The 13359-nt window shown below is 32.7% G+C and carries 14 protein-coding genes; 6 read left to right on the top strand and 8 right to left on the bottom strand.

Features of this window, described 5'->3' with window-relative positions; genetic code table 11:
• Positions 1–8 precede the first annotated feature (8 nt).
• The 5 genes from RB619_RS03200 to RB619_RS03180 form a co-directional block, all read right to left on the bottom strand.
• A complete protein-coding gene (locus RB619_RS03200) occupies positions 9–1148 on the bottom strand; it encodes an aminotransferase class III-fold pyridoxal phosphate-dependent enzyme (protein WP_308094106.1) in 1140 nt (379 codons plus the stop codon).
• A gap of 87 nt (positions 1149–1235) precedes the next feature.
• A complete protein-coding gene (argC, locus tag RB619_RS03195; RefSeq protein WP_308094104.1) occupies positions 1236–2213 on the bottom strand; it encodes an N-acetyl-gamma-glutamyl-phosphate reductase in 978 nt (325 codons plus the stop codon).
• Positions 2206–3399, bottom strand: coding sequence for an argininosuccinate synthase domain-containing protein (locus RB619_RS03190; RefSeq protein ID WP_308094102.1), 1194 nt, complete (start codon positions 3397–3399; stop codon positions 2206–2208). Before RB619_RS03190 ends, argC begins: the two co-directional genes overlap by 8 nt.
• 55 nt (positions 3400–3454) lie before the next feature.
• On the bottom strand, positions 3455–4102 hold the full coding sequence (locus RB619_RS03185) for a GNAT family N-acetyltransferase (RefSeq protein WP_308094099.1): 648 nt from the start codon (positions 4100–4102) through the stop codon (positions 3455–3457).
• Positions 4103–4662: 560 nt separating this feature from the next.
• Entirely contained in the window at positions 4663–6930 is a 2268-nt protein-coding gene (locus RB619_RS03180) for a M1 family metallopeptidase (RefSeq protein WP_308094097.1), read from the bottom strand.
• Between the two features lie 186 nt (positions 6931–7116).
• On the opposite strand from RB619_RS03180, the gene RB619_RS03175 reads away from it, so the two are divergent.
• The 3 genes from RB619_RS03175 (at position 7117) to RB619_RS03165 (ending at position 9201) form a co-directional block, all read left to right on the top strand.
• On the top strand, positions 7117–7968 hold the full coding sequence (locus RB619_RS03175) for an aldose 1-epimerase family protein (RefSeq protein ID WP_308094095.1): 852 nt from the start codon (positions 7117–7119) through the stop codon (positions 7966–7968).
• A 1-nt stretch (position 7969) separates the two neighbouring features.
• Positions 7970–8518 (top strand): GNAT family N-acetyltransferase, encoded by a 549-nt coding sequence (locus RB619_RS03170; protein ID WP_308094093.1) that lies wholly within the window; start codon positions 7970–7972, stop codon positions 8516–8518.
• Between the two features lie 131 nt (positions 8519–8649).
• Positions 8650–9201, top strand: coding sequence for a DUF3575 domain-containing protein (locus tag RB619_RS03165; protein WP_308094090.1), 552 nt, complete (start codon positions 8650–8652; stop codon positions 9199–9201).
• 3 nt (positions 9202–9204) lie between these two features.
• Here the strand turns inward: RB619_RS03165 and RB619_RS03160 are convergent, their stop codons facing one another.
• Together RB619_RS03160 and RB619_RS03155 are read right to left on the bottom strand one after the other, a co-directional pair.
• On the bottom strand, positions 9205–9429 hold the full coding sequence (locus RB619_RS03160) for a VF530 family protein (RefSeq protein WP_308094088.1): 225 nt from the start codon (positions 9427–9429) through the stop codon (positions 9205–9207).
• 106 nt (positions 9430–9535) lie between these two features.
• Complete coding sequence (locus RB619_RS03155) at positions 9536–10174, bottom strand: hypothetical protein (protein WP_308094086.1); 639 nt, start codon at positions 10172–10174, stop codon at positions 9536–9538.
• 140 nt (positions 10175–10314) lie between these two features.
• Between RB619_RS03155 and smpB the strand changes: the two genes are divergently transcribed.
• The 3 genes from smpB to RB619_RS03140 all read left to right on the top strand — a co-directional run bounded on the left by smpB (position 10315) and on the right by RB619_RS03140 (position 12627).
• Positions 10315–10770, top strand: coding sequence for an SsrA-binding protein SmpB (gene smpB, locus RB619_RS03150; RefSeq protein ID WP_026729458.1), 456 nt, complete (start codon positions 10315–10317; stop codon positions 10768–10770).
• An 83-nt stretch (positions 10771–10853) separates the two neighbouring features.
• A complete protein-coding gene (locus RB619_RS03145) occupies positions 10854–11492 on the top strand; it encodes a hypothetical protein (RefSeq protein ID WP_308094081.1) in 639 nt (212 codons plus the stop codon).
• Between the two features lie 85 nt (positions 11493–11577).
• Complete coding sequence (locus tag RB619_RS03140) at positions 11578–12627, top strand: Fic family protein (protein ID WP_308094079.1); 1050 nt, start codon at positions 11578–11580, stop codon at positions 12625–12627.
• Between the two features lie 30 nt (positions 12628–12657).
• Here the strand turns inward: RB619_RS03140 and RB619_RS03135 are convergent, their stop codons facing one another.
• Positions 12658–13299, bottom strand: coding sequence for a protein-L-isoaspartate(D-aspartate) O-methyltransferase (locus RB619_RS03135; protein ID WP_115886796.1), 642 nt, complete (start codon positions 13297–13299; stop codon positions 12658–12660).
• Positions 13300–13359 lie beyond the last annotated feature (60 nt).

The raw sequence follows: 13359 nt of genomic DNA, 5'->3' as shown, positions 1-13359 counted from the left end.
TATCAGAACTAATTTTGAAGTTCTTCTAAACTTTCTTTTAAAGCTTTTATAAACGTATCGATATCAGTTTTTTTCACAGTTAACGGAGGTAAAATTCTTAATAGATTTTTATTGTTAGCACTTCCTGTAAAAATGTGTTTTTCGATGATTAATTTCTTTCTTAAAGCTGCTACATCAAAATCAAACTCAACTCCAAGCATTAAGCCTTTTCCTTTTACTTGTTTGATTCCGTCAACTTCTTTGATTTTCTCTAAGAAATATTCATAAACTTCATTTACATTCTTTTGTAAATCAAGTTTTTCAATTACATCTAAAACTGCAATTCCTGCTGCACAAGACAAGTGGCTTCCGCCAAAAGTTGTTCCTAATAATCCGAAACTTGCTTCAAATTTTGGCGAGATTAAAATCGCTCCAACCGGAAAACCATTCCCCATTCCTTTTGCAACTGAAATAATATCAGCGTTGATTCCGTGATGTTGGAATGCGAAGAATTTTCCGCTTCTTCCGTAACCAGATTGTACTTCATCTAAAATCAAAACAACATCGTGTTTTTTACATGCCTTTTCTAAAGCTTGGAAAAACTCAGTTGTTCCTTGGTCTAAACCTCCAACTCCTTGAATCCCTTCGATAATTACAGCTGTAACATCTCCTTTAGCCAATTCAGCTTCAACTAATTCGATTTGGTTTAATGGTAAAAAAGTAACTACTTGCTGTGCGTTAATTGGCGCAACAATTTTTTTATTATCCGTAACGGCAACTGCTGCAGAAGTTCTTCCGTGAAAAGAATTATCAAAAGCTACAACTCTTGATTTTCCGTTATGGAAAGAAGCTAATTTTAAAGCATTTTCATTGGCTTCGGCACCAGAACTGCATAAAAACAATTCGTAATCTTCAAGACCAGAAAGTTTTCCTAATTTCTGAGCCAGTTCCACCTGTAAAGGGTTTTGAATTGCATTCGAATAAAATCCTAAATTGTCTAATTGGTTTTTTAGTTTTGCTACATAATCCGGCTGTGTGTGTCCGATAGAAATCACACCATGTCCGCTGTATAAATCTAAATATTCTACTCCTTTGTCGTCAATAATTGTGCAATCTACTGCTTTTACTGGAGTAATGTCGTATAATGGGTAAACGTTGAATAAGTTCATGTGTTTTTTGTTTAAAGTTTCAGGTTTCAGGTTTCAAGTTATGCACAGAACGTGAAACTTGAAACTTCAAACCTGAAACAAATTTTTCTAAAATCCGCTTGGTTTCAAATGCAAACCTGTGCTTTCTTCTAAACCGAACATTAAATTCATGTTTTGAATCGCTTGTCCTGAAGCACCTTTGGTTAAGTTATCTATAATCGATGTTATTAAAACCCGGTTTCCTTTTTTCAATAAACTAATGATACATTTATTCGTTTGCACCACTTGTTTCATGTTGATGTTTGTCGTAGTAACAGTTACGAAAGGTTCATTTTTATAGAAATCCTCATATTTTGCAACCAATTGTTCCAAACTATCATCTGAAAGTGTATATAAAGTCGCAAAAATCCCTCTTGGAAAATCGCCTCTATTCGGAATAAAAAGCAATTCGCTGTCAAAATCATCTTGCAACTGAACTAAACTTTCTCCAATTTCTCCTAAATGCTGATGTTCAAAAGCTTTGTAATGCGAGAAATTGTTATTTCTCCAGCTGAAATGAGAAGTTTCTGAAAGACTAACTCCTGCTCCTGTGCTTCCGGTTGTTGCATTAATATGAACATCATTATTCAACAAATTATGTTTTGCTAAAGGCAATAAAGCCAATTGAATAGCCGTTGCGAAACAACCTGGATTTGCGATATAATTTGCTTTTTTAATTTCAGTTTTATTGATTTCTGGCAATCCGTAAATGAAATCTTTTCCTTCAAAATGCGCATCTTTATTCAATCTGAAATCATTTCCTAAATCAATGATTTTGGTATGACTTGCAAACTGATTTTCTTTCAAAAATGAAATTGATTTTCCATGACCTAAACACAAGAAAACAACATTCACGTTTGGATTGATTTCAGCTGTGAAATTCATTTCGATATCGCCCATCAAATCGTGGTGCGCTACAGAAAGTGGTTTTCCAGCATTTGTGGTGCTATAAACAAAATCAATGTTTACTTTTGGATGATACATTAAAATTCTGATGAGTTCTCCGGCCGTGTAGCCTGAACCACCAATAATTCCGACATTAATCATGATCTAATTGATTTACAGATGAAAATATGTTTTGTGCATTTCCAAGGATTTTGATAAATCCTTTTGCATCGTCAGATGTCCATGCATTGTTCATTTCTCCGTATTGACCAAAACCTGTGTTCATCAAATCGTTTTTAGATTCGATTCCGTCAAGTGAGAAATGATATGGTTTTAATGAAACTGTTACCGTTCCGTTTACTGTTTTTTGAGTGTCTTGCAAGAAAGTTTCAATATTTCTCATAACAGGATCTAAAAACTGACCTTCGTGGAATAACATTCCGTACCAGTTTCCTAACTGCTCTTTCCAGTATTGCTGCCATTTTCCAAGAGTATGTTTCTCTAATAAATGGTGTGCTTTTATTATAATTAATGGTGCAGCAGCTTCAAAACCAACTCTACCTTTAATTCCGATAATCGTATCACCTACGTGAATATCTCTACCAATTGCGTAAGCACTTGCTAGTTTTTCAAGAGCGACAATATTATTTGAAGGCTTATCAGTTTTTCCATTTAAACCAACTAATTCTCCTTGTTCAAAATGAAGTGTTACTTTTTCTTCACCTTCTTTTTGCAATTGCGAAGGATACGCTTCACTTGGCAACGGCTGTCCTGAAGTTAAAGTTTCTTTTCCTCCAACACTTGTTCCCCAAAGTCCTTTATTAATAGAATATTGTGCTTTTTCCCAAGAATAGTGAACTCCGTTTTGAGCTAAATAATCAACTTCTTCTTGTCTTGACAATTTTAAATCTCTAATTGGCGTAATGATTTCGATTTCTGGAGCAATAGTTTGGAAAATCAAATCAAAACGAATTTGATCGTTTCCTGCACCTGTACTTCCGTGAGCGATTGCAGTTGCTCCAACTTTTTTCGCATATTTTATAGCTTCAATTGCTTGAAAAACACGCTCTGCACTTACTGATAACGGATACGTATTGTTTTTTAATACGTTTCCGAAAATCAGATATTTTATAGCTTTATCGTAATATTTATCTAAAATGGTCAAGTTAGCGTGTTGTGCACTCCCTAACTCATAAGCTCTTTTTTCAATAGCTGTTAATTCTTCAGCAGAGAATCCTCCTGTATCTACAAGTACAGTGTGAACTTCGTATCCTTTTTCATTTTTTAAATATTTCAAACAATACGAGGTATCTAATCCTCCGCTATAAGCTAATACTACTTTTTTCATTTTTTATAATTTAGGCTAATACTTTCGTATGTAGCAGTTTGAGATTTCTTTTTGATTAAATTTTGAATAAAAAAACAAATGACAATAATTTGTTTAAGAATAAAGCCTGTTTGATTTTTTTAAGTCTGCTTAAAACAGCCTCATTAAAAGGATGTCTCGGCGGTGTTTTTTGTTTTTCTTTTGGGTCGTACAACATTCCGGTACAAAGACACATTTTATTCTCTTTGCTTTGCAAAATTGGGAAGTTAGTACAGGTTTTACATCCCGCCCAAAAACTTGGATCTGTTGTTAATTCTGAGAATGGGACAGGTTTATAACCTAAATCAGAGTTGATCTTCATTACAGCCAAACCAGTTGTAATACCGAATATTTTAGCATCTGGATATCTCTTCAAAGAATAGTCAAAAACTTTTGATTTTATCTTTTTTGCCAATCCTAAACTTCTATAATCAGGATGTACAATTAACCCCGAATGTGCCACGAATTTTCCGTGTTGCCAGCTTTCGATATAACAAAAACCTGCAAATTTCCCATCTGCCAGAGCAATCATCGCATCACCATTCGACATTTTTTTCTGAATGTACTCAGGAGTTCTTTTAGCAATCCCAGTACCTCTTAACAAGGCCGATGATTCTATCGTATCGCAGATTTCTTGTGCGAATTTAAAGTGTTCTTCCTGGGTAACAACAATAGAGATCTTCATTTCAATAATTGAAGTTAGAGTTAAAAATTAAAACATATTGTTTCGTTTGAAATCCAGAATTGAATCCAATAAAATTAAGCAAAATAGAAGTAACATTCTCTAAATCAAAAGATTGATCAAGAAAATTTACAAAATAATAAATACTTTTAGGATATGTTTGTCCAATGGACAAATTATGTGATTTCAAAATGAAAAATGGATATGAATAAATATACGGCTATAAAACTCAGTGAACACTATAGAGATAGCGTCCGTACTTCGGGAGAAGTAATCGGTGAGTTTGTCCGTGACAAAGAAGTTATATGTAAACTTATTTTATTCATCGGTGCAAAAGTACATCTTTTTTTTATTTTCAAAACAAAAAATAAAAATTCTAACATTTTTTTAATGAAAAGTTATTTTTGAAGGTGCTGAGATTCTAAGTTACTAAGGTTCTAAGATTTAAAATCCGGTTAAACAAACCTGAAACCTGAAACTTTAAAATTGAAACCTGAAACAAAAAAACAAACCCGATAATCAAATTTGACTATCGGGTTTTAAATTATTTATAATTTTATATTTTACTTTTTAGTAAACGGAATTACTTTTCCGTCAGATAAAATCATATCTACAGCAGTTTTAGCTTCATTAAATTTAAACTTAACTCCTGCTCTTTTTGATTCAAATGTATCATTTTCTCCAGACACAGCTTTTACAGAGAACTTAGGATAGTTTGTTAATTCAGCATTCAAAACACTGTTTTTTTCTGTAAAATCAACTGTCAAAGATGTTTTTGTAGCAGTATATGTTCCTAAATATCCATCTAAAACTACATCTTTTTCAATTTTTCCTTTCCCAGCAGTCCAAACATTATTTGACTCATTATTATCTGGAAAAGCATGCTCAGGATCCAAAGTTATACTTTCAATTTCTTCAGTAGAATTGTGTTTGAAAGACCAATCATTGTTACGTTGCCAGATTTCAACAGGCAAATTAACTCTAGTAACTTTACCGCTTTTTGTTTTAACATCTAAAACTATTGGCATAGGCATTTTATCAAAATTTTCAACTGTAATTACAACACCTTTTGCAGGATCATTTTTTACATATTTAATTGAATTTACACCTTGGTCAAAACGCCAGTTATTAACATACCAGCTTCTCCAGAACCAGCTTAAATCTTCTCCTGCTACATTTTCCATCGATCTGAAAAAGTCATCTGGAGTTGGGTGTTTGTATGCCCAACGCTCAATATAAGTTCTAAAAGCAGCATCAAAACGTTCTTTTCCTAAAACCTGTTCTCTTAAAAGAACAAGTCCAGCACTTGGTTTAAAATAACACAACATACCAATATTCGCCTCTTTCATATTATCAGGCGAACTCATAATAGTTTCTAAATCAGGACGTGTGAATGATTCAGCTTCTTCGTGCAAATCTGTTGCCGGCTCTTTGTATTCACCATTATTGAATGAAGCCGTACTCAATGAATTAATAAAGGTGTTAAATCCTTCATCCATCCATGCAAATAATCTTTCGTTAGAACCCACAATCATAGGAAACCAAATATGTCCGAATTCGTGATCTGTAACTCCCCACAAATCAGCTTTTTTAGACTTCCATCCACAAAAAACAATGCCAGGATATTCCATTCCACCTTCGTTTCCTGCAACGTTTGTAGCAACAGGATAAGGATATTCAAACCATTGTTTTGAATAATGCTCAATCGCACCTTTTACATACTCGCTTGAGCGTCCGTACGCATCATTTCCGTTGCTTTCAACTGGATAAGCTGATAATGCCAAAGCTTTTTTACCGCTCGGCAAATTAATTTTTGCTCCGTCTAAAATAAAAGCTGGTGATGATGCCCAAGAAAAATCACGTGCATTTTTAATTTTATAATGCCACGTTTTCTCCGTTCCTGCATTTGTATTTGCTGTAGAATTAACTTCGTCAGCAGTACGAATCATAACTGTTTTATCGCTTTGACCAGCATCTTTATATCTTTTTAATTGTTCAGCAGAAAATACTTCCTGACCATTTAACAATTCTCCAGAAGCAACTACATAATGATTTCCGGGAACAGTAAGTTTTACATCAAAATCGCCATATTCCAAATAAAACTCAGAAGCGCCTAAATATGGCGCCGTATTCCATCCTCGTACATCATCATACACGCACATACGCGGATACCATTGTGCAATCGTGAAAATTTTTCCGTTTTTAGTTTCTAAAACTCCCATTCTGTCAGATCCTTCAAAAGGAGCAATGAAAGAAAATTCGATTTTAATTTTTACAGTAGCTCCCTTTGCAGCTAATTCCTGTGGAAGAAAAATCTGCATTCTAGTATCTGTAACTATATATTTTGCGTTAACTTCTGTTTTATTTTTTCCACCCGAAATTACTTTTACAGATTTAATCTTATTTCCTCCATCAAAAACCTGACCTTGAGCACCGTTACGACTTCCTGTTAAAGGTACAACCGCATTTCCTCTAGAATCTTCCTTGAATAAGTTTTGATCCAAATTCAGCCAAAGAAACCCAAGTTTATCAGGACTATTATTTGTATATGTAATTTCGTCTGTACCGACGATTTCATTTGTGTTAGCATTTAATTTTGCCGTGATTTGGTAATCGGCTCTGTTTTGCCAATACTCTACTCCTGGCTGACCGCTTGCAGTTCTTGTAGCAGTTCCGTTTTTTGTGTAAAAATTCGGAGCAAAGGCATCATGGTAATTATAATTGTTGGTTGGATTTGCTGTTTGCGCCGGCGGTGTTTGCTGTGCCCATGCAAAAGAAATTCCAAAAAATAAAGCCGCGGTTAAAATGGCTTTTGAAGATTGCTTTTTCATATTTTTTAGCTGTTTATGTAGCAAATTAATGAAAAAAAAAGCTATTTACAGAGAAATATCCAAGCTTAAATTTAATTTTAGCAAAATTTTATCAATAAAATAAATTGAGCGATTTTCCTGAAAAAATAAAATTTATTAAAATATCTTTACATCAGCATTAAAATCAACACTTTCAATTTTATTATTTTGACAACAACTATATCAAACTCAATACTTACTGCCTCAATTAAGCATGCAGGAGCCGAATTATTTTCTTTAAAAAACAATCAAAACAAAGAATATATCTGGGAAGGAAATCCAGATTTCTGGGGAAAACACTCTCCAATTCTTTTTCCAATTGTTGGTACTTTAAAGAATAACACTTATACCGTTAATGGAAAAGAATATCAATTGCCAAGACATGGTTTTGCAAGAGATATGGAATTTCAATTAATTGAAAAAACAGGAAACAGCGCTGTATTTTCTTTAGAATCGAACGAAGAGACCTTAAAAAAATATCCTTTTGAATTTGAATTGCAGCTTATTTACACAATTGAAGGCGCATCTTTAAATATAGAATACATAGTAATCAATAAAAATGATGAAAAAATGCCTTTTTCAATTGGAGCCCATCCCGCAATTGCTCTTCCAGAAAATTTCGAAAGCTATTCTTTTAAATTTGAAAAAGAAGAATCGTTGAAATTCAATCTTTTGGAAAACGATCTGATTTCAAATAAAACGGAAAATTTAAAAACTATAAATAATGTAGTTCCGTTAAACTATAAGCTTTTTGAAAATGATGCTTTGGTTTTTAAAACTTTAGAATCAAATTCACTTACAATACTAGAAAACTCAAAACCGTATATTGAAGTTGATTTTGAAGATTTTCCAAGTTTGGGACTTTGGACTAAAGATCAGGCGCCATTCGTTTGTATTGAACCTTGGTTTGGATATTCTGATACTTCTAATAATTCAGGGAATTTATTTGAAAAAGAAGGGATTGTAATCTTAGAAATCGATCAAACTTTTCATTCTCAATTTAGTATTAAAATTTTATAAGATGTTAGAATTTAATTTTCAACCGTTTCCAGTAATCGAAACAGAGCGTTTATTACTAAGAAGAATGACAAACGATGATGTAAACGAAGTTTTTGAATTGCGCTCGAATCCAGAGACCATGAAATATATTCCGCGTCCATTGGCAAAAAACAATGAAGATGCTTTGGCCCATATTGCAACAATTAATACTAATATTGACAATAATATTGGCATCAATTGGGCAATTACTTTAAAAGACGACCCAAAACTCCTAGGCATTATAGGTTATTACAGAATGCAACCCGAAAACTACCGAGCAGAAATTGGCTATATGCTTTTACCTGAATTTCATGGAAAGGGAATTATACCAGAAGCGGTAAATAGATTGATCACTTACGGATTCAAAGATTTAAAATTACATTCTATAGAAGCTGTAATTGATCCGGAAAACTTCGCCTCTGAAAAAGTATTACAAAAATGTGGATTTGTTAAAGAAGCTCATTTTAAAGAATCTGAATTTTATGAAGGGCGCTTTTTAGACAAGGTAATATACTCATTATTAGAAAAGTAGATATTTGTTAATTTTTAACAAAAAATCAACGTTTGTTAAAACAAATATAAATAGAACGAAAAATATGTTAATACACTATATTTGCACGCGAAATTAGCCACTTTTAACTATTTCGTTCTAAAAACACCTTTATGAAAAAAATATTTTTATTAGCCATTATCTTCTTTTCAATTCAATCACAAAGTCAAACTTTTATTAAATTTAATGGCGCTACCGCACTTTTAGCGGTTCCAAATGTTGGTATCGAAACCAGTATTGGAGAAAAAACGACTTTTAGTTTTGACGTAATGGCGTCATTCTGGAAGTCCTTCAACGGTCATACCCCAATGGAGTTTTATACTTTTACTCCCGAGATTCGGTATCATTTTAAAGAAAAGTATGACGGATTTTATATTGGCGGACATGCTGGGCCAGACATTTATAGAATTCAAAAATGGACTTATTGGGACAGTAATTATTATGAACATGGATTTGGTTATCGTCTCGGAGCAACTGTTGGCTACAACATCAAACTAAGTGATAAATTTTTATTGGATGTTTTCGTTGGTGGCGGATGGCACCAAGGTTTTTATCATGGTTATTATAATGATAGCCCTGGAAGATATGACAAAGCTAAAGATTGGAATAAAAGCGGAGAATGGCTTCCATACCGCGGTGGTGTAATGATTTCTTATAAACTATAAGCATCAACTAAATTTAGGAATTGACTTGATGTACAGTTCTTCCACTTTTTTACGAGCCCAATCTGTTTTTCTTAAAAAAGTAAGCGATGATTTTATAGTCGGATTTGAAATAAAACATTTGATCGGAATTAATTCTCCAAGTGTATCAAAACCATAATAATGGACTAAAGTCTCGACTATTTTCTGAAGTGTTAATCCGTGTAAAGGATCTTTTGATTTGCTTTCCATTTTATCACTTTTTAAATTATATAAAAAGACCGTACTGTAAAAAAGTACGGTCTTTCTTTTTTGCGAAATTACAAAATAGAATTTGACATTGATCAAATAATGAATATTAGAATAAGAATTTAAATCCAACTGAAATTGGAGAAGTTAAATTTGGATTACTTCCACCTAATGCTCCAGTATAAGTTGCGTCAACATTTGCTACATGAGCTAATGAAAAATTGGTTACAGTTGTTTTCTCTCCATTCTCTGGTTTTAGAGTTGTAGAAGTGAAGTTTGCTAAATCATAAGAAAACTCTACTGAGAAGTTTTTAGTAACAAAATAATCAAAACCTCCTGAAAGTGCCAATCCTACTTGATTTACTTTTAATTCACTCTCTTTTTCTTTTCCGGTAATAACTGGTAAGGCTAATTGCCCAAAGAAATACAAAGAACCTGCAACATTCCAATATTTTCTTGCTAATGGTTCAATCACAATCAAATCTGTTTTCGATGCTGTTCCTGCATTTGAATCTGACTTTATGTTGATGTAACCAACTGCAGCTCCAACCGCAACAGATGGAGTAATAAATGTTCCAACAATTGGTAAAACTGATAAATTGGTATTTTTCACATCTGCATTTTTGGTTTGTTGATACCCAAATTGAGAAGTTGCAAACCATGCTCCTTTTAAACCTTGATTTGAGTCTTGAGCTTTTGCGGATAATCCGATTAAGGCAATACTTACGAATGTTAAAATCTTTTTCATATTTTAGTTTGTTTAGAATTATTCAACAAACTTAATCGTAAGCTTTTTCTTTAAAACTGATTAAAATCATAGATTAAAAAAAATGTTTAATTATCTTAGATCGCATTAAAATTTTTCAATTTTGTTTTACATTTGCAATTATGATAAAATCAGTTAACATACTAAATAAAAGAGCTCGATTTGATTATGAGATAATCGATACCTATACTGCTGGAATTGTTTTAGCAGGTACTGAAATCAAATCAATTCGTCTAGGAAAAGCAAATATTACAGAAAGTTTTTGCGAGTTTAGTGGCATGGAACTTTTTGCCATCAATACTTATATCGAAGAATATTCTTTTGGAAATCAATTCAACCATAAATCTCGCAGTGAAAGAAAATTGCTTTTAAATAAAAAAGAATTAAAAACACTACATAAAAGCGTTCAGGCAAAAGGACTTACCATTGTTCCGTTAAAATTATTTACCAACGAAAAAGGACTTGCTAAACTACAAATTGGTCTTTGTAAAGGAAAGAAAAACTACGACAAACGTGAATCTCTAAAAGAGCAGGATACAAAACGTGATTTAGATAGAATTAAAAAAGCTTACAATTAAAAAACGAGCTTTAATTTTCTAAAAATGATCATTTTATAAATATTTTATCGTTATTTTTACTACAAACAATATAACCGTAAAATATGAAAAAGTATCTAATCTTGTTAATTACTATACTGTCACTTTCTGGATGCGGCAGTAATACTTCTATTGTAAACAGTTGGAGAGATCCTGATATTACCGTTGCTCAAGAAGAATTTAAAAAAGTTTTGGTCGTTGCTTTGGTAAAAGACGAAGCTTCCAGAAGAATTACCGAAAACAGAATTGCTTCGAGTAACCCTGTATTTAAAACATCTTATCAATACTTAACCGTAACGGATCAATTAAATAAAGAGCAAAAATTAAAAATACTGCAAGATGAAAATTTTGACGGTGTCGTTACAATGCGTTTAGTTAGCAAAGAAAAAGAAACTAATTATGTTCCTGGCACTTACACTGGAATGTATTATGGCGGTTTTGACGGAATGTACACGGGAATGTACGGTTATGGTTTTGGAAATTGGTACGGCATGTATTCACCAAATTTTTACGATCCAGGATATTATCAAGAAACAACATCGTATATGGTTGAAACCAATATTTTTTCATTAAAACAAAATAAACTAATCTGGACAGGAACTACAGAATCGCAATATGTGACAGATCTAGGACAAACCGTTGATGCTATAATGCAAGCCGTTGTCAAAGAAATGCGAAAAGATGGTTCTTTACCTCCAAAATAATATATCTGAAAAGCAACATAAAACTGTTGCTTTTTTTTATAATCACAAAATTGACTAAATTTGTCAAGACTAAAATTTTCATTAAATGAAATCACTTTTAAAAAATGCCAGAGAGCAAAAAGGTTTAAAAACCCGCGAAGTTGCCCAACTTGTGGGAATCGATCAGGCTTTAATCAGCAAATTTGAATCGGGAACAAGAAAACCTACTAAAGACCAAATTTCTAAATTGGCTCAACTTTTAGAAATTGATTATGAAACTTTAATGATTGCTTGGCTTAAAGAAAAAATTCTTTATGAAATTGGTGATGATGATTTGGCATTAAAAGCTCTAAAAGTAGCTGAAGATGAAATCAAATACAATAAAACAATATCAAACCTTAAACTATCCACTTCTTTAGAAAAAATCTTAAAGGAAATTGACCTTTTAAAAGAAAAATTAGACTCTTACAGGCAATTTGACAGTTTTAAAATCAAACAAGCTTTAGAACTTGAATATACTTTTGAAAGCAATAGAATTGAAGGAAACACAATGACGCTTCGTGAAACTGATATGGTGATAAATGAAGGTTTGACAATTTCTGGAAAAAGTATGCGCGAACATCTCGAAGCGATAAATCATCAGGAAGCAATTGGTTTTATTAAAGATTTAATGAGTAAAAACAATTCATTAAACGAACGTGATCTTTTATCCATTCATAATTTAATCCTTAGAGGAATAATTCCTGAAGATGCAGGACGTTATCGAAAAGTTCAGGTTATGATTCAGGGAAGTACTCACATGCCTCCACAGCCTTTGTTAGTTCAACAGGAAATGGAAGAATATTTTACTTGGTATGAAATTAACAAAAACAAGCTTCATCCCGTTATTCTGGCCGCCGAAATGCACGAACGATTGGTAACAATTCATCCTTTTATTGATGGAAACGGGAGAACTTCAAGACTAATTATGAATTTGATTTTGATGCAAAAAGGCTATTTAATTGCGAATATAAGAGGTGATTACGAAAACCGGATGCGTTATTACCAATCTCTGGAAGTTGCTCAGACAAAAAAAGACAAAGAAGATTTTTTATTGTTTATTGCCCAAACACAAAAGGAAAGTTTAGAAAGATATATCACAATCCTTACGCAATAAAAAAAGCCCAGCGTTAACTGGGCTTATTATTTAATTTTTATCTTCTAATAAAGGAACAAATCGAAACTCTCCAAATTCATGTTTTTCAAATTGAGTCTCATTCTTTCTAATCAACAAAGTCATAATCTGAACATCTTCTCCAAGCGGAATAACAAGCCTTCCTCCTATTTTTAATTGTGCCATTAAAGGCTGTGGAATAAATGGTGCACCTGCTGTAACTATAATACTATCAAATGGCGCAAAATTTGGTAATCCTTTATAGCCGTCTCCAAAAGTCACATGTTTTGGGCGAATATTTAATTTCGGAAATAAATTCGATGTTGTTTTAAACAATTCATTTTGTCTTTCTACGGTATACACTTTTGCACCAAGCATAAACAAAACAGCGGTTTGATAACCAGAACCGGTTCCTATCTCTAAAACTTTGTGATCTTTCTTCACTTCAAGCAATTGCGACTGAAAAGCAACTGTATAAGGTTGTGAAATGGTCTGTCCAGCGCCAATAGGAAATGCCTTATCCTGATATGCGAAATCTTCAAAACTTGAATTTAAAAAAAGGTGTCTCGGGATTTTTTTAATAGCATCTAGAACCGCTCTATCAGTAATTCCTTTTTGCTCTAAAGTTGTTACTAATTGATTACGAAGTCCTTGATGTTTGGCAGTGTCTTTCAAAATGGGTCGGTTTTGTTTTCGCAAAAATAAGAAAGAAAACAGGATTTCAAATATTGATTT

Source organism: Flavobacterium sp. LHD-80 (assembly GCF_030929605.1).
In the GTDB taxonomy this organism is placed as follows: domain Bacteria; phylum Bacteroidota; class Bacteroidia; order Flavobacteriales; family Flavobacteriaceae; genus Flavobacterium.
This window is presented reverse-complemented; position numbering and strand designations above follow the sequence as displayed.